This is a genomic window from Microbulbifer sp. MCCC 1A16149 (genome assembly GCF_050368945.1).
Taxonomy (GTDB): Bacteria; Pseudomonadota; Gammaproteobacteria; order Pseudomonadales; family Cellvibrionaceae; genus Microbulbifer.
Map to the genome: position 1 here is coordinate 4,247,233 of NZ_CP185959.1, position 16,925 is coordinate 4,264,157.

Here is a 16,925-nt window from a genome sequence, read left to right on the forward strand (position 1 = left end):
TGAATCATGGCAATGAGTGCAAACGCCAAAACCACGGTAAAGATGCTGGCCCTTGCGGTCAGCATGCTGGGGTTTGCACTTTTTATCATGCCGCCCCTGTACGACGCCTTCTGTGAAATTACCGGTCTCAACGGCAAGACCGGGGATCGCTATGAAGCGGTACCCGCGGCCGTGGATACCGGGCGCACGGTAAAAGTCCAGTTTGTTGCCAGCAACAACGAAAACATGCCGTGGAAATTCACACCCGGTGTGGTGGAAATGAAGGTACACCCGGGCGAGGCGGTGGATACGGTATTCCTTGCGTATAACCCGACCGAGCGCGACATGGTGGGGCAGGCCATCCCGAGCCTGGTGCCGTTCAAGGCCGCCAGCTATTTTCATAAGACAGAATGTTTCTGCTTTAACCAGCAGACTCTGGCTGCCGGCGAGAGCGCCGAGCTGGGTTTACGATTTATCGTGGACCCGGATCTGCCTCCCGGCGTAAACACCATCACGCTTTCCTACACGCTGTTTGATGTAACCGAACGGATCGCGAAGCAGACAGACAACAAAAAAACGGATGCCTCCCCAATTGAGCGAGACTCCGAGCGAGAGGGATAGAAAATTATGGCCACAGAAAGCAGCTATTATGTTCCCGAGCAGTCCCGGCTGCCGATCTTTGCCACCATCGGCCTGTTCCTTACGGCCTTTGGTGCCGCCAGCTGGGTAAATGGCGGTAGCTCCTATATTTTCTTCGCCGGTGCCATCGCCATGGCGGCAGTACTGTGGTTCTGGTTTGCCGCGGTGATTCGCGAAAACATGCAGGGGCTCAACAGCGATCAGCTCAAGCGCTCTTATGTGTGGGGGATGGGCTGGTTCATTTTTTCTGAAGTGATGTTCTTCGCAGCATTCTTCGGTGCGCTTTACTACATCCGTACCTTCAGCCTGCCGTGGCTCGGTGGTGAAGGGGATCGCGGCTCTTCCAACATGCTGTGGGAGGGATTCCAGAATACCTGGCCGCTGATGGTGACCCCGGACCAGGCGGTGAGTGGTGAGTCCGCGAAAGTGTTGGGCCCCAAGGGCATTATCGACCCCTGGCATCTGCCCCTGCTGAATACCGTATTGCTGCTGGCCTCCAGCGTGACCGTACATATCGCTCATGTTTTCCTCAAGAAGGGCAAGCGTCAGGGGTTCAATCTGTGGCTGGGTGCTACCGTAGCGCTCGGTGCGGCCTTCCTTTTCTTCCAGGTGGAAGAATATCTGGAGGCTTATCAGCATCTGGGGCTGACTTTGGAATCCGGTATTTACGGTACCACCTTCTTTATGCTCACCGGCTTCCACGGCGCCCACGTGACGCTCGGCACCATCATGCTGCTAATCATGTTGTTGCGCTCGGTGATTGCCCATCACTTCAAGCCGGATGATCACTTCGGCTTCGAAGCGGCCAGCTGGTACTGGCACTTTGTAGATGTGGTCTGGGTAGGTTTGTTTATTTTTGTCTACGTGCTGGGTGCGTAAACCGGGACGTTAACGGTGGATACGAATTTCCGTATCCACCAGAAAGCATTTAATACTTGTTGGCCCAGGGCGCGGTATTGGAAAGCATACCGCTGTGGAATCCATACCAGATGGTTAGCAGGAGCAGCGCGGCGAGTGTGATCCGAATGCCGAGTGCATACAGCGTACGCTTGGATTCCGGTGCACCCATATCGCGCAGCAGAAATAGCAGGGCGCTGGTCAGGCTGGCCAGCACGGCGAGAAATAACAATACAATGATTGTTTTGAGCCACATAATATAACGCCATTTATAGAAGTATTATTGGCATGACAGTTCCGAAAATGTCGCCGGAAGAAGGCGGCAATGTATTAACCTCCGGGACCCGATCAGACTCCAAGGAAGCGGGAGAACCATCGCGAGCTGCCAGTGTAGCATTTATCCGCAGCTGGCCTCTCAGCCTGCTATGTCTGTGTTTTTTCCCCCTGCTGTTAGGTCTCGGTAACTGGCAATTACAGCGCGCCGCTGAAAAGCAAAACCTGCTCGATCGCATTGACGGGCGTCTTTCCGCACAACCGCAAAGCATTGATCAACTCCACGAACCACAGTCCTACACACCGGTACGCCTGCTCGGGTTCTATACCGACGAATATTTTTACCTCGACAACCGTACCCGAAACGGCCGTGTGGGCTATGAAATCCTGCAGGTATTTGAAACGGGCAACAGCGAGCGCGGCAAGCGCCGCTGGCTGATCAACCGCGGCTGGGTGCCGGCGAGTAGCCAGCGTTCAGAGTTGCCGGAAGTGGCATACCCCCTCGCTGCCAAGGTCATCACCGGATTTATCTATCCCAGTGATAATCAAGTCGGACGAGAGTCTAATGAGGCTCCGTCGCGCACCACACCCCATGCCCGCATACAGTCGCTCGACAACATTGTCGAAAGCGGGCTGCGACTCGATCACCCGCAGTGGCATATCCGCCTGAGTGCCGACTCTGACACGGCACTGTTCACAGATTGGCAACTGGTGAATACAAATCCGCAAAGACATCAGGGCTATGCGGTACAGTGGTTCTCCATGGCCGCAGCGCTATGTCTGCTGTGGTTGCTGGCCGCGACCAATATACGTGAGATGGTTCGGCAAAAGTGGTTTAAAAAGCCGACAAAACAGACATAATCAACACATAACAATAACGAGCGCGCGAGTTGCAGCTCTGTGGTGGTCCTGCAGCAACAGCGGCGCGGCAGCGAGGTAATTCCCGTGGCAGAGAACACCCATTCCGAAAGTGCAGCGATTAGTGAAGGTTCCGACAATCACGGCAAGGCCTCCGGCCTCGGCCGCTGGTCCGGATTTGCAGTGTTTGCCTCAGTGGCGCTGCCCATGCTCGCCGCCTACATCGTGTTTTACAGCGGCATCGGTATGCCAACCAGCACGGTCAACCAGGGCGAGCTGCTAACACCGGCAAAGAATGTCGCCGACATTGAGCTGATCACCCGCGACAGCACACCCGTTGAGCTGAGTAATGAAGCACCAATGTGGCGCTACCTGATCGTTGGTGACGAAAAGTGCGCGGGTGAGTGTGAAAAGCTGCTGTACACCACCCGCCAGGTGCATATCCGCCTGGGGGACAAGGCGCACAGGGTAGAGCGATTGCTGGTGACCGGTTCGCCGCTTACCGAGCTGCGCCACGAGGATCTCGCGCGCCAGCATCCGCGCCTGCGATTTACCACTGCGGACCAGGGCCAGATTGATCAGTGGCTTGCCGACAGCGACCACGCGCAGCTGCAACGCCCCAGCGCGCTGCTGGTAGACCAGAACGGTTTTGCAATGATGGTCTACGACAACCACCACAGTGGCAACCAGTTACTCAAAGATATCAAACGACTGCTGAAGTACTCCTACGAAAAGTAGCGGCCCGGCAACGGGACCCACAGTAAAAGTTCATCCGGGAGAGAGCGAAATGGATGTGGAATCGGACATCACCGAACTGCGCAAGAACTACAAGAAAGACTGGCGTTTCCGCCTTGCCCTGATCGGCACCGGGCTCGCCCTGGTGGTTGTGGTGCTGGGCGCGTTTACCCGCCTGACACACGCCGGACTCGGCTGCCCGGACTGGCCGGGTTGCTACGGCCACCTGCTGTGGCCCAATGAAGGCCACGAAATAGCGGCGGCCAATGCCGCATTCCCGGACACTCCGGTGGAAACCGACAAGACCTGGCCGGAAATGGTTCACAGGTACTTCGCTGGCATGTTGCTGCTGGTGGTCGTCGGACTCACCTATATGTTCTGGCGTCGCCGTGGACACCGCGGGTTTATCCAGAGTCATATCCTGCTGGGCGTTATCTTGCTGCAGGCCGCATTTGGCATGTGGACGGTTACCCTGAAGCTTTGGCCGCAAGTGGTGACCGCGCATCTGTTGGGCGGCATGGCAACCCTGTCGATCCTGTGGATGCTCGCCGAGCGCTTGCGTTACCGCAAACGGCTGATCCCGCCCCATGAATTCAGCGCGCTGCAGAAAATCAGGCCGCTGGCAGTGGTTGCGGTGGTTGCCGTCTGTTTGCAGATCGCCCTCGGCGGCTGGACCAGTTCCAACTATGCCGCGCTCGCCTGTCCGGATTTTCCCACCTGCCACAGCCAGTGGTGGCCGGCTGCGGATTTCAGCCAGGGTTTCAACGTTGCGCAACATATCGGCCCCAATTATCTGGGCGGCGCCATGGAAAATGATGCGCGTACCGCGATCCATCTCACGCACCGCATTGGCGCCATTATCGTTACCCTGTTGGTGAGCCTACTTGCACTACTCGCCTGGCGCGCTGGATCGCCCCGCTGGGCACAGGGTTTGCTGGTCGTTTTGTGCTTGCAAGTGGGGTTGGGAATTGCGAACGTAGTGATGTTCCTGCCGCTGCCGGTTGCCGTAGCGCATAACGCCGGTGCAGCACTGCTTTTATTGAGCCTGCTGACATTCTGCTATCGGATCAATACGGTACAACCGGCAATAAAAAATTATCCGTAGTAAGCGACGTTTTATTTGGGAAATTTAAACAGGGGTTTGGATAGCGCGTTTTCACAGAGGATCGAGTAGTACCTCAAGGTTTTTAAAAAGGGAAATCAGCCGCTGATTTCCCACCACCGGATGTTGAATAACATCCGGTGCCACAAGTCAGGCCATACGGAATTGGCCAATATAATAATGACAACGAGGTGGTAACCATGAGTACCCAGGCAGTAAGCGTACAACGTGCCAGCTGGCGCGATTACTATGAACTCACCAAGCCGCGGGTGGTGATGTTGATGATACTCACCTCCGTGATCGGCATGTTGCTCGCCGTTCCCGGGATGGTGCCACTGGATATCCTGATTCTCGGTAACCTGGGCATTGCGCTGTGTGCAGGCTCCGCCGCGGCGGTCAATCACCTGGTAGATCGCCATGTGGACATCAAGATGGCGCGCACCACCAATCGCCCCATCGCGCGCGGTAGAGTCGAGCCCCACAAAGCCATTGTATTTGCCCTGGTACTGGGCTGCAGTGGCATGGCCATACTGCTTGCCTTCGTCAATCCGCTTACCGCCTGGCTCACCCTGTTTTCCCTGTTGGGTTACGCGGTGGTGTACACCATGTTCCTGAAGCGGGCGACCCCACAGAATATCGTTATCGGTGGCCTCGCCGGTGCTGCGCCGCCACTGCTCGGCTGGGTTGCGGTCACCGGAGATGTGCACGGTCACGGCCTGTTGCTGGCGCTGATCATCTTCGCCTGGACACCACCACATTTCTGGGCGCTGGCAGTACATCGCCGTGACGATTACGCCAAGGCAGAAATTCCCATGCTGCCCATCACCCACGGTGTGGGCTACACAAAAGTCCATATCCTGCTGTATACCATTATCCTGTTTGCCGTCAGTCTGTTGCCTTTTGCCACCGCCATGCTCGGCTGGTTGTACCTGCTGGGCGCGGTGGTGTTGGGTATCGGTTTCCTGTACTGGGCAGTGGAAATGTTGCGGGATAAAAATCCCAATGCGGGCATGGAGACGTTCAAGTATTCCATCATTTATCTGATGGCCCTGTTCTGCATCATGCTGCTGGATCACTACCTGGTAGCACTGCCCACCAGCGGAGCATAACCATGAGTAAAAATGTTCAGCACACGGCGGAACAGAAACGGGGAATCCTGCTCACCGTCGTGGTGATGGTATTGTTTATGCTGGCGGTGCTGGCCGGCTTCCTGAACAAGATGGGTCAGCCGCGGGTTATCACCGATGCGGAATTGCGCGCGAACGGCGCCATCAAGCTGGAGCGGCCGCGGATCCTGGATGAATTTGAGTTGCTGGCCGATTCCGGTGAGGTATTCAACACAACCCAGCTGGCCGGTCGTTGGACTCTGGTGTTTTTCGGTTTCACTCACTGTCCCGATGTCTGTCCTGCAACACTGTCTACCCTTAATCAGTTTTATCAGACCCTGGACGACGACACCCGCGGCGATACGGATATTTTGCTGGTTTCTGTGGATCCGCAGCGGGATAAGCCACAGCAGCTGCACGACTATGTCCGCTACTTCAATCCGGATTTCTTCGGCGTAACCGGTGAATTTCTTAATCTGAAACGTTTCGCCAACCAGCTGAATGTTCCTTTCAATAAGGTGCCGCTGGACGATGGGGACTACACCGTCGACCACGGATCCCAGGTCGTACTGATCAATCCCCGCGGGCACTATCACGGCTTCTTCAAGGCACCGCTCGACCCGGCCAAAATGAAGCTGACGTACCGATCAATGCGAGCTACGTACAACGGGTAGTTGGGTCTCGTTCACTGAATTGGTATTGCACAGGCGCTAGAATGACGCCTGTACCTGTTTGTTGAACTTGAAAATGGATTTTCTATGTTTTCACTTAATGTCCATCGGGGGGCGCCGGTAATCGGTGCCGCCGAACCCTTCGATAATAAAAGCCTGTGGCTACCCGCGGCCTTTCTGTGTCTGCTCGCTATTCCCCTGGGGTGGATTGGTGTATTTGCCCCGGCCATCTGGTTGGGGCTGGTGTCTATTGAAAACACGCGCGGTTGGAAAAAGGCGCTGGGTTTTATCATCACCGCGCTGCTGATGCTGCTGGTCAACAGCGGCAAAATCCCCGGTAACGACCACGTTGCCCTGCTGCAGCCCTATACCGACAGCAACGGAAACCAGATTTACGCAAGCTTCCGCCCGGCCAAGGCGATGATCGCGCTGACCCTGGTACTGTTTATGATCCTGCGTCCGCAGCGGCTGAAACGCGCTGATTTGGGTGTTGTAGCCATTGCCGTTGCAGTACCGATTATTGCGGGTCTTTTTCTACTCCCCATCTACCCCAAGCTGAATGCAACCATCGCCATCGCCGCACTGATAAACCTGCTGGTGGTGTGTATTGCGGAAGAGGGCTTCTTCCGCTGGATATTGCAGCGCGGTCTGGGCATGTGGCTGAAGAAATTACCCTGGCTGGCCACGATCATTGTGACCCTGCTGTTTGTTACTGCCCACACGGCTTGGGCGGCTTCACCGTTGATGCTCGCATTGGTTGGGCTGGCGGGCCTGGGGTATGCGCTGGTCTGGCAACTGCGCGGCAGCTTCTGGGCCTGTGTGCTCACGCACTGGGGCGTGAACCTGCTGCACATGACGCTTCTCAAATATCCGGGCTAGGTATCAAAACGTGGAACTGACCGTAAACGGCAAAGTTGTCAGCGAGAGTCCATCGCAAGAGGATTTATCCCGCTATATCGGCGAGCTTTCGGAAGCGTCGGACAGCTTCATTATTCTCGCTCGGGATGACAAGACCTATATCCAGGCGGCGCTGTTGCAGGGCGGAGGTGTACAGCTCGAGTATCAGGAAGGATCTTTGCAGCAGCACTACGAGTGCACCGACAGCCACCTGACCAGGGGAAACTTGCGGGATATTTTTTTCTGGTATCTCACCGGCGACGAGCGCTGGCAAAACCGTTTTCCCTGGCGGGAGCTGGCATTGCCCGAGCACCGCCCACGCTATCACACGGAACCGTGGGTGTGGCGGGTGGTACTCACGGCAGGGGCGGCGATTCTTGTCGCCATCGCCCTGGCCAACCTGTACGGCTAGGGCTCAGCTCACCGGCTCGCGGTGAAACAGCTGCCCAATCAGGAAAAGTGTACCCGCCGCCAGCACAATGGATGGCCCGGCGGGGCTGTCCCAGATGACCGAGGCGGTGAGCCCGAGCACCACCGAGACACACCCGATCAGTGAAGCCAGGCCTGCCATCTGCTCCGGGGTGGTGGAAATCCTGCGCGCCGCGGCCGCGGGAATAATCAGCAGGGCGGTGATCAGCAGCACGCCCACCACCTTCATGGCGATAGCGATTAACAACGCCAGCATCAGCATCAACGCCAGCCGAATCCATTCCACACGCACCCCTTCTACCGCCGCCAGTTCCTCATGCAGGGTAAATGCCAGCAGTTTTGGCCACAGGGTCAGCAATAACAGGGCGATTACCGCGGCGGCGGCGGCCATGAGGATCAGGTCCTGGGTAGAGACTGCCAGCAGGTCGCCGAGCAGCAGTGACAACAGATCCACATTGATATCCAGCAGGCTGACGGTAACTATCCCCAGGGCCAGCATGGAGTGGGACAGGATCCCCAGCAGGGTGTCCACCGACAGGTTCTGGCGGCGCTGGAAATACACCAGCAGCAATGCCAGCAGACAGCTGCTCGCGCCCACGGCCAGGGTCGGCTGGATATGCAGTACAAAACCCAGGGTTACACCGAGCAGTGCGGAGTGGGCAAGGGTGTCGCCGAAATAGGCCATGCGCCGCCACACGGCGAAGCAGCCCAGAGGGCCGCTGACCAGGGCCACCAGCAGCCCCGCACCGAGGGCGTACCAGAGGAATTGGCTGTGCAAAAGCTGGGAAAGTTCGCTCACGTTCAGTCTCGCTCGGATCTGTCGTCAGTGGGGGACGGGTGGGCGTGGTCGTGATCACAACAGTCATCCACCACCTCGCCGCTAAGGTCGTGGTGGTGATTGTGCTGATGGGTGTAGAGGGCGAGCTTGTCGCCGAACATTTCCAGATAGGCGGGGTCTTTACTCACCTGCTCCGGATGGCCGTGGCAGCAGATGTGCTGATTGACGCACAGTACCCGGTCGGTTGCCGCCATCACCAGGTGCAGGTCGTGAGATACCAGTAACACGCCGCAGCCGAGTTCATCGCGAAGCTGGGCAATCAGCTGATAAACCTCTCCCTGGCCGCCGAGATCTACACCCTGGGTGGGTTCGTCCAGCACCAGTAGCTGGGGCTTGCGCGCCGCGGCGCGGGCCAGCAGTACCCGCTGCATCTCCCCGCCGGAGAGGTCTGCGAGGCGTGCGCCGGCCAGTTGTGGCGCGCCCACCCGGGCGAGCGCATCCGCCACTTTCACGTCGTCGATACCCAGCTGCAGAAAACGGCCCACAGTCATTGGCATGGTGGCGTCGATCTGCAGGCGCTGGGGCATATAGCCCAGGCGCAGGCCGGGACGTCGCTCCACGCGTCCACTAGTAGGGCGGGTCAAACCCAGCAGCAGGCGCAGCAGGGTGGTTTTGCCCGCACCATTGGGGCCGATGACGGTGACGATTTCCGCGGGCTCGAGCTCGAGGGAAATATCCCGCAGCAATTGCCGCCCGGCAATTTCCAGGCCGAGGCTGTGGGCGCGGATAAGCGGCTGGCTGGCAGTCAGGGGACACTCCTGTGATTTGACGGTGACTTGGCCATATAAAAGGCGGAAGAGCAGGTTACCCTTATACCGGGTCCCGGGGCGAATGGCTGGCGAGTGTACGCCGGGTATGATTATATCGCACTTTTTTTCGCCCCCCGCCGGCCCGGCCGAATCTCAAAATCCTGGTGGTCACCTTGCCTAGTAGTCGTGTAAAGCCATTCCTTGCCCAGCTGTTCATTCTGGCCGTCACTCTGGTGTTGGCCGCCTGCGGCGGTGACAGAAGTGCGAACAAATCACCGCAGCCAAGCGCTGACCCTGCAGAAAAAGCGACGTTGGTGGTGAGTATCGGCCCGCTGGCGATGATTGCCCGGGAAATTGCCGGCGAGCAGGTGGCTGTACGGCCGCTGATCGGCAACGGCGATCCCCACCACTATGCGCCGAGTGTCACCGATCGCGTGGCGATGGAATCCGCGCAGCTGGTGGTGTGGCTGGGGCCGCAAATGGAGTCGGTGCTGGCGCGGCAGATGGCGTTGTTGCCTGAGCAACAACAGCTGGGCCTGCTGGCTGCAGGTGGCTACGAGTTTGACGGGGCGGACAAAGACGATCCGCACCTGTGGTTGCGCCCGCGCAATGCGGCGGTAATGGCGGCGCATATCGCTAACCGCCTGGCCGCGTTGAATCCGGGTCAGGCGCAGGAATTTCGCGCGCGCGCGCGGGATTTTTCACGCGCCATGGCCAACCTGCAGAAGGTCCAGGATCGCGCCCTGTGGGCCTATCGCGACGTACAGATTGTCTCTACCCACAAGGCCTACAGCCAGTTCTTCGGGCCCGCCGGGGTAACCGTAAACAGCCTGAGTGGTTCGTCCAGTCACCAGCACGGCGCGCGCGCCATGCTCGAGCATCGTGAAAATACCGAAGCAGAGGCCGGGCGCGGCTGCCTGTTCGGCGAGGTGCCGGTGAATGAGCGCGATCGCCAGACCGCGGAACACCTGAACCTGGGCTACCAGGCCCTGGATCCCCTCGGAACCCAACTGCCTGCAGACGCAACTTATCCACAGCTTATGCAGCAGCTGCTGGCGGATGCGCGCGAATGCCTGGGGGCGATACCGGATCGTAGCGCGGAGCACTGAACGGGGCGCCGGAGCTTAACTGAAAAAGTAACTGCCGTTGCTCGATCCGTTCAGGACGGTTCCTGCAGTGGCTCCTCCTGGATTTCAGATTCCTGTACCGGGTCGATACTGGAGGCTTCTTCGTCCAGTTCGACTTCCGCGGGTTCCAGTTGCTCGAGCTGCGGCGGGGCTTCCTGCGCCAGCGTGTCGCCGCTCAGGTTCTCGCCCTCCAGCCGAAATGCCTCCAGTTGCTGCAACTGGGCGGCCTCGGTACTCCGCAACAGCTCCTGTCGCTGTTGCTTGACCATCTGCTCGGCGATGGAATCCTTGTCAACGCTGGTTTCCGTTGCGGTAATCGCCGGCGTTGGATAGCCGATGACTTCCACGTGTTCCATCACTTCCGCTTCCTCACTGACATCGGATTGTTCCGTGGCCAGTGCGGTCCCGGCGATGGCACAGGCTATAAACGCTGCGGCAAACTTGCGGGGGTTCATGTTGATCACCTCTGTGCGACTTCCCTGATAGAAGCCTAGAAGCCCGCGCGGGGAGTGTGGTGACAGTGCGATGACTGGTACGCGGTTGGCGACAGGGTGAACAACCTGTTTTCCATCGGCGGAGGCGCAGATACGTGCAGCGGAACGAGCGAAAAGCTTCCATCGCGGTTATCCTGTCGCCCAACGAAAGCCCCGCAAAGAAAAACCGGACTTCCCAGCTATTTATGAGTAACGACAAGACTTCTTCCGCGCCGTTGATCCTGGTCGATGGATCCTCCTACCTGTATCGCGCCTTCCACGCACTGCCCCCCCTGGCGACCAGCAGTGGCCAGCCCACCGGTGCGGTGCGCGGTGTGATTTCCATGCTGCGCAAACATCTCAAGGAGCACCCGGGCAGCCCGGTAGTGGTGGTTTTTGATGCCAAGGGAAAAACTTTCCGCGACGAACTGTTCGAGGAATACAAATCCCACCGACCGCCGATGCCGGATGACCTGCGCGCACAGATCCAGCCCATCCACGACATCATCGATGCCATGGGGTTGCCGCGACTGGTGATCGACGGGGTCGAGGCGGACGATGTGATCGGCACCCTGGCGCTGCAGGCTGCTGACAAGGGCATGGATGTGATCATCTCCACCGGCGACAAGGACATGGCCCAACTGGTGCGCCCGGGGGTGACCCTGGTGAATACCATGTCTAACACGGTGCTGGATGTGGAAGGCGTGAAGGAAAAGTTCGGCGTGGGCCCGGAACTGATCATCGACTTCCTCGCGCTGATGGGCGACAAGGCCGACAACATTCCCGGTGTGCCGGGCGTCGGCGAGAAGACCGCGCTGGCACTGCTGCAGGGGCTCGGCAGCCTGGAAGATATCTACGCCGACCTCGACGCCATCGCGCCGCTCGGTTTCCGAGGCTCCAAAACCCTGGCCAAGAAAATGCAGGAGCACAAGGACGCGGCGGATATGTCCTACGTGCTCGCCACCATCAAGACCGACGTGGATATGGACTACAAACCGGAGTCCCTTGCCAACGCCGAGCCGGATACCGACAAGCTGCGGGAGATGTTCAGCGAGCTGGAATTCCGCAGCTGGGTGGAAGAGCTGGGCGGTGACGGCGATGCCGAAACGGCCGCGGAGGCGCTCGCTGTCGAGCGCAACTACAGCATCATCCTCGACGAAAAGGAACTCGACCGCTGGCTGGAAAAACTCGCCAAAGCGGAGGTGTTCGCATTCGATACGGAAACCACCAGCCTCAACTATATGCAGGCAAAACTGGTGGGTGTGAGCTTTGCCGTGGAAGCGGGCGAGGCCGCCTATCTGCCCCTGGCCCACGACTACATGGGCGCACCGCAGCAGGTGGACTTCGATGCGGCGCTGGCAAAGCTGAAGCCGCTGCTCGAGGACGAAAACGTCCACAAGGTCGGCCAGAACCTGAAGTACGACAGCCACATTCTCGCCAACTACGATATCGAACTGCGCGGTATCGCACGTGACACCATGCTGGAATCCTATGTGCTGAACAGCACCGCCAGCCGCCACGACATGGACAGCCTCGCGCAGAAATATCTCGGCGAATCCACGGTCAAGTTCGAGGATATTGCCGGCAAGGGCGCCAAACAGCTGACTTTCAACCAGATCGAGCTGGACAAGGCCGGGCCCTACGCCGCGGAGGACGCCGACATCACCCTGCGCCTGCACCAGGACCTGAGCGCACGCCTGGCCAAGGAGCCGAGCCTGGAGAAAGTGCTCGACGAGATCGAGATGCCGCTGGTGCCGGTACTGGTACATATCGAGCGCAACGGTGCCTACATCGACGCGGCGATGCTGAAAAAGCAGTCGGTCGAGCTGGAAGAAAAGATGCGCGAGCTGGAGCAGCTGGCGTACGAGGAAGCTGGTGAGGAGTTCAATCTCGGCTCCACCAAACAGCTGGGCGCGATCCTGTTCGAAAAGCTCGAAATCCCGGTGATCAAGAAAACCCCCAAGGGCGCCCCCTCCACCGCGGAACCGGTGCTGCAGGAGCTGGCGCTGTCGCACAAGCTCCCGGCGCTGATCATGCAGTATCGGGGCATGGCCAAGCTGAAGAACACCTATACCGACAAGCTGCCGCAGATGATCGACCCGGCCACCGGCCGTGTGCACACCTCGTATCACCAGGCGGTAGCGGCCACCGGCCGCCTGTCATCCAGTGATCCCAACCTGCAGAACATCCCGATTCGCACCGAAGAAGGCCGCCGCATTCGCCAGGCGTTTGTCGCCGACCCGCGCATCAACGGCGGCAGTGTGATCGTCGCGGCGGATTACTCCCAGATCGAGCTGCGCATCATGGCGCACCTGTCCGGGGATAAGGGGCTGCTGGATGCCTTCGCGGCGGGCGCCGACATTCACCGCGCTACAGCGGCGGAAGTGTTCGAGGTTTCGGCGGACGATGTGAGTGATGAACAGCGTCGCCGTGCCAAGGCGATCAACTTCGGCCTGATTTACGGCATGAGCGCTTTCGGCCTGGCCAAGCAGCTGGATATTCCGCGAGCGGATGCGCAGACCTATATCGATCGGTATTTTGAGCGCTACCCCGGTGTCCTCGAATATATGGAGAACACCCGCAAACAGGCCGCGGACAAGGGCTATGTGGAAACCCTGTTCGGCCGCCGCCTGTACCTGCCGGAAATCAATTCCCGCAACGGCATGCAGCGCCAGGCCGCGGAGCGCACCGCGATCAATGCGCCGATGCAGGGCAGCGCTGCGGATATCATCAAGCGCGCGATGATTGCGGTGGATGCGTGGCTGCGCGACGAGGGGCTCAAGTCCCGCCTGATCATGCAGGTACACGATGAACTGGTACTGGAAGTGCCGGCAGATGAGCGGGATCTGGTGGTAAAACGTATCCCGGAACTGATGCAGGCGGCCGCGGATCTGGATGTACCGCTGATCGCAGATCTCGGGGAAGGGGCCAACTGGGACGAGGCGCACTGATCTTAAGGTGCGCGATATTAGGGCGAAGGTATCGCTGCCGGGTGTGGCCTTGCGAGACCTTCGAAAAAAGGGACTTTTTCGAAGAGCCCCCAGGGATGGGTTCACGGCGTGTCTCGCAAGGCCACACCCGGCAGCGATACCGCCACGAATTTTTTTAAATTTTTTTCGCAACTCTTGGAACTACCACCAAAAGGGGTCCTCTAATTAAGCAAGATCGTTGGAATGCAACATCATCCCCCAAAGCTTAGTCAGAAGCCCCTCGCCCCGAAGCTACCCCCATCGGGGCTTTTTTTTGCCCAAAATTTGTTCGATCGAAAAAATACCGTTGATTGAAGAATCATCAGTGTTGCTGATTAATTGCACGAAGCTGTAAGAAATTGGCCGGGGGCGTGGAATAAAGTCTCAAATAAAGAATTTTTTGTCCCAGTACTCAATAGTTGTGGGATACATTTCCTCGTGTCCGGAGACGAGAAAACAACGCGGAGAAAAGAGTGGGGAACCTTAGCGGCCCAGCTTAATCTTTGTATTGAAGGAGACGCATCGGATGCAGTGGAATTTGGGTGAGAACCCAAGAGCGCGCCCGTCCCCCTGGGCGTGTTCCCCTAAGTGCCCATCCCCAAGGGCACTGACCCCTAGCCGGTAGCTGCAATCTACCGGCTTTTTTTTGCCTGTCTGTTTTGTAATGCCACCTTTCGCAGCAGTACCGGCAGGTGTCGCACCGCAGCCTGTCGAGGGAGCGGTATCGGCATAGAGCCGCTAACAGCGCCGTTAAATTCAGTTTAGTCGAAATCTGGCGGCCCATTTCACATCGTTCGAACAGCGTCACCTATTCTTCAATTGAAAATGATAATGGTTCTCATTAATATGGGGTGGCCGGGTGCAAAACCCCACCGGGAATCCGAAGAAGAAATACTGGGAGATGCTGTGAATCTGAAGTTTCTATGTGCCAACCACCGTCAGTGGTTGATGAGCGACAGCCATCGTGCGGAGCAGGCCTGGCTGGAATGGACCGAGCGGGGCGGGCTGTTGTGTGAGGAAAAGCAGTACCAGCAGGCGGTCCCGTTCCTGGGTTGTGCTTATGAACTGGCGGATTTCCTGTTGAGTGAGCGCGCCCCCGGTTATGCGGTGGCGGCGACAAGATTTGTCGACAGCGCACACAAACTGATGGAGGCCTACCGTCAGTACGGCGCCACCGGCCACGCAAACTACATCCTGGTAGGTGCCAGTTCGCGCCTGGCGCGGGAGTTGGCAGACAGGTCCCACTACCAGCTGACCGCGGACTGTATCCGCACTCTCTACACCGCAGAGGCGAGCCTACCGGAGAGCTGGCGCGGACAGCTGAAAGGAATCTCGGCATCATCCGATGGTGACAGTGCGGCGCCACGTCTGCACTGAGCGCCCGGGATTGCCATGATATTCAACCTGGAGCAGACCATGGCTTCCACCAATCGATACCTGAAAATCCAGATCAGCCAGCAGACCCTGACGTCGCTGATTGCCGGGCGGCATCTCACCGCCGAGCAGTTGCGCGGCCTGACACCCACCGCGCGGCGCACGTTGCGACGGATACTGCTGGATAGCCTCAAGGAAGAGGGGTTTGCAGGTGAGTAATTACTTACAGCCCGCTGCCCGCACCCGGCTTAGTCGTTGTCGTCCCCGCCAGTGTCGTCGCCATCGACATCTGTTTCCATATCTTCCGGCGCCAGTGTCAGCCACTGGTTGAGGCGCGCCTCGAGCTTGTCCAGTCCCTTGCGTTTCGGCGCTGAAAAAATCTGTACGGTGACGTTATTGTCCAGTTCCAGCTCTTTCAGCTCCTTTTCCACCGCGAAACGGGTATTGTTGGCGGGGCCGTTCTTCAATTTGTCCGCTTTGGTCAGCAGGATGTGCGCGGGCAGGCCGGCGTTCACCGCCCAGGTGAGCATGTGCAGGTCAAATTCTTTCAGCGGTTGCCGGATATCCATCAACAGTACCAGCCCCTTGAGGCAGCGGCGCTGTTCCAGATAGAACGCCAGGTGGCGCTGCCACTCGTCCTTCATGGAGCGGGCGACCTTGGCGTAACCGTAGCCCGGCAGATCCACCAGGCGCTGTTGTTCGCTCAGGCTGAAAAAGTTGATCAGCTGGGTGCGCCCCGGGGTCTTGGAGGTGCGCGCGAGCTTGCTGTTGCCGGTCAGGGCGTTGATGGCGCTGGATTTGCCGGCATTGGAGCGTCCGGCAAAGGCCACTTCGGCGCCGGAATCTTCCGGACACTCCGCCAGGGTGGGGGCGCTGATCAGAAATTCGGCGCGTCGGTAATTGATTCGTTCTACATTGGATTCAGACATGAGTCTTCCCGGTACACTCAGATGGCGCGCAAGTATATAATGCCGCGGTTTTATCGTCGCTGATGGCTGCCGGGCAAGGTTGCTGCCAGCAGCGAAGATCGGGTGCAAAACTTCAGCGCGCAACAGGACGACGTATGAACAGCATTATAAAGAAGGCCGCTCTGGCTTTGGGGATGGTGGCATTTGCCCAGGTGGGCCACGCCGCCGGTGACGCCACTGCGGGGCAAACCAAGGCTGCCGCCTGTGCCGCCTGTCACGGTGCCGACGGCAACAGCCCGGCGCCGACCTTTCCAAAAATCGCCGGTCTCGGCGAGAAATACCTGCTCAAGCAGCTCCACGACATCAAGAGCGGCGCGCGCAAGGTACCAGAGATGACCGGCCAGCTCGACAACATGAGCGACCAGGACATGGCGGACATCGCCGCTTACTTCGCCGCCCAGAACATCCAGATCTCCGGCTCCGAGGCGTTCTCGGTCATGCTGAACAACGGCGACAACGTCGACGGTCTGGCCCTGGGACGCAAGATTTTCCGTGCCGGCAACCCGAGCTCCGGTGTACCGGCGTGTATGGGATGTCACTCTCCCACCGGCCAGGGCAACGCTCCTGCGGGCTATCCGCGCCTGTCCGGTCAGTACGCACAGTACGTCGAGAAGCAGCTGAAGGCTTTCCGCGAAGGTGCGCGTAACAACGACGGCGATACCCGCGTAATGCGCAGTGTAGCCAAGCAGCTGTCCGACGCCGAGATCAAGGCGGTGGCCAACTACGTTGCGGGCCTGACCGAGTAACTGTTGGCCTACCGGATCACCGGAATCGGTCCCAGTTCACAAAAGGCCGGTCACTGACCGGCCTTTTGCTGTCCGGCCATCGCACCCGGGTTGCA

At 58.7% G+C, this 16,925-nt stretch carries 19 protein-coding genes; 14 read left to right on the forward strand and 5 right to left on the reverse strand.

The window, feature by feature from the left end:
- Positions 1-6: 6 nt before the first annotated feature.
- A complete protein-coding gene (locus ACONT6_RS17555) occupies positions 7-600 on the forward strand; it encodes a cytochrome c oxidase assembly protein (protein WP_428819680.1) in 594 nt (197 codons plus the stop codon).
- Positions 601-606: 6 nt separating this feature from the next.
- A complete protein-coding gene (locus ACONT6_RS17560) occupies positions 607-1,497 on the forward strand; it encodes a cytochrome c oxidase subunit 3 (RefSeq protein WP_428819681.1) in 891 nt (296 codons plus the stop codon).
- A gap of 49 nt (positions 1,498-1,546) precedes the next feature.
- On the opposite strand, the gene ACONT6_RS17565 is transcribed toward ACONT6_RS17560, so the two are convergent.
- On the reverse strand, positions 1,547-1,771 hold the full coding sequence (locus ACONT6_RS17565; RefSeq protein ID WP_181254751.1) for a DUF2909 domain-containing protein: 225 nt from the start codon (positions 1,769-1,771) through the stop codon (positions 1,547-1,549).
- A 32-nt stretch (positions 1,772-1,803) separates the two neighbouring features.
- On the opposite strand from ACONT6_RS17565, the gene ACONT6_RS17570 reads away from it, so the two are divergent.
- The 7 genes from ACONT6_RS17570 (at position 1,804) to ACONT6_RS17600 (ending at position 7,569) form a co-directional block, all read left to right on the forward strand.
- On the forward strand, positions 1,804-2,649 hold the full coding sequence (locus tag ACONT6_RS17570; protein ID WP_428819682.1) for an SURF1 family protein: 846 nt from the start codon (positions 1,804-1,806) through the stop codon (positions 2,647-2,649).
- 84 nt (positions 2,650-2,733) lie between these two features.
- Positions 2,734-3,384: a hypothetical protein gene (locus ACONT6_RS17575; RefSeq protein ID WP_428819683.1), complete on the forward strand. Its 651-nt coding sequence runs from the start codon at positions 2,734-2,736 to the stop codon at positions 3,382-3,384.
- 49 nt (positions 3,385-3,433) lie between these two features.
- Positions 3,434-4,486, forward strand: coding sequence for a COX15/CtaA family protein (locus tag ACONT6_RS17580; protein WP_428819684.1), 1,053 nt, complete (start codon positions 3,434-3,436; stop codon positions 4,484-4,486).
- Positions 4,487-4,683: 197 nt separating this feature from the next.
- Positions 4,684-5,592, forward strand: coding sequence for a heme o synthase (cyoE, locus tag ACONT6_RS17585; RefSeq protein ID WP_428819685.1), 909 nt, complete (start codon positions 4,684-4,686; stop codon positions 5,590-5,592).
- A gap of 2 nt (positions 5,593-5,594) precedes the next feature.
- Positions 5,595-6,263, forward strand: coding sequence for an SCO family protein (locus ACONT6_RS17590; RefSeq protein ID WP_428819686.1), 669 nt, complete (start codon positions 5,595-5,597; stop codon positions 6,261-6,263).
- Positions 6,264-6,347: 84 nt separating this feature from the next.
- Positions 6,348-7,139, forward strand: coding sequence for a lysostaphin resistance A-like protein (locus tag ACONT6_RS17595; protein ID WP_428819687.1), 792 nt, complete (start codon positions 6,348-6,350; stop codon positions 7,137-7,139).
- Positions 7,140-7,149: 10 nt separating this feature from the next.
- Positions 7,150-7,569 carry a hypothetical protein gene (locus ACONT6_RS17600; RefSeq protein ID WP_428819688.1) on the forward strand — a complete coding sequence of 140 codons (420 nt, stop codon included), beginning with the start codon at positions 7,150-7,152 and terminating at the stop codon, positions 7,567-7,569.
- Positions 7,570-7,572: 3 nt separating this feature from the next.
- On the opposite strand, the gene ACONT6_RS17605 is transcribed toward ACONT6_RS17600, so the two are convergent.
- Together ACONT6_RS17605 and znuC are read right to left on the reverse strand one after the other, a co-directional pair.
- Positions 7,573-8,385 carry an iron chelate uptake ABC transporter family permease subunit gene (locus ACONT6_RS17605; protein WP_428819689.1) on the reverse strand — a complete coding sequence of 271 codons (813 nt, stop codon included), beginning with the start codon at positions 8,383-8,385 and terminating at the stop codon, positions 7,573-7,575.
- Positions 8,386-8,387: 2 nt separating this feature from the next.
- Entirely contained in the window at positions 8,388-9,173 is a 786-nt protein-coding gene (gene znuC, locus ACONT6_RS17610) for a zinc ABC transporter ATP-binding protein ZnuC (protein WP_428821527.1), read from the reverse strand.
- Positions 9,174-9,337: 164 nt separating this feature from the next.
- Here znuC and ACONT6_RS17615 point away from each other — a divergent pair, with 164 nt between their 5' ends.
- Complete coding sequence (locus ACONT6_RS17615; protein ID WP_428819690.1) at positions 9,338-10,282, forward strand: metal ABC transporter substrate-binding protein; 945 nt, start codon at positions 9,338-9,340, stop codon at positions 10,280-10,282.
- A 50-nt stretch (positions 10,283-10,332) separates the two neighbouring features.
- On the opposite strand, the gene ACONT6_RS17620 is transcribed toward ACONT6_RS17615, so the two are convergent.
- Positions 10,333-10,755, reverse strand: coding sequence for a hypothetical protein (locus tag ACONT6_RS17620; protein WP_428819691.1), 423 nt, complete (start codon positions 10,753-10,755; stop codon positions 10,333-10,335).
- Positions 10,756-10,979: 224 nt separating this feature from the next.
- Between ACONT6_RS17620 and polA the strand changes: the two genes are divergently transcribed.
- The 3 genes from polA (at position 10,980) to ACONT6_RS17635 (ending at position 15,335) form a co-directional block, all read left to right on the forward strand.
- A complete protein-coding gene (gene polA, locus ACONT6_RS17625) occupies positions 10,980-13,724 on the forward strand; it encodes a DNA polymerase I (RefSeq protein ID WP_428821528.1) in 2,745 nt (914 codons plus the stop codon).
- 924 nt (positions 13,725-14,648) lie between these two features.
- Positions 14,649-15,119: a hypothetical protein gene (locus ACONT6_RS17630; RefSeq protein WP_428819692.1), complete on the forward strand. Its 471-nt coding sequence runs from the start codon at positions 14,649-14,651 to the stop codon at positions 15,117-15,119.
- Positions 15,120-15,134: 15 nt separating this feature from the next.
- Complete coding sequence (locus ACONT6_RS17635) at positions 15,135-15,335, forward strand: hypothetical protein (protein WP_428819693.1); 201 nt, start codon at positions 15,135-15,137, stop codon at positions 15,333-15,335.
- 29 nt (positions 15,336-15,364) lie between these two features.
- Here ACONT6_RS17635 and yihA read toward each other — a convergent pair whose 3' ends face one another.
- Complete coding sequence (gene yihA, locus ACONT6_RS17640; protein WP_428819694.1) at positions 15,365-16,045, reverse strand: ribosome biogenesis GTP-binding protein YihA/YsxC; 681 nt, start codon at positions 16,043-16,045, stop codon at positions 15,365-15,367.
- Between the two features lie 134 nt (positions 16,046-16,179).
- Between yihA and ACONT6_RS17645 the strand changes: the two genes are divergently transcribed.
- Positions 16,180-16,830: a c-type cytochrome gene (locus ACONT6_RS17645; RefSeq protein WP_428819695.1), complete on the forward strand. Its 651-nt coding sequence runs from the start codon at positions 16,180-16,182 to the stop codon at positions 16,828-16,830.
- Positions 16,831-16,925 lie beyond the last annotated feature (95 nt).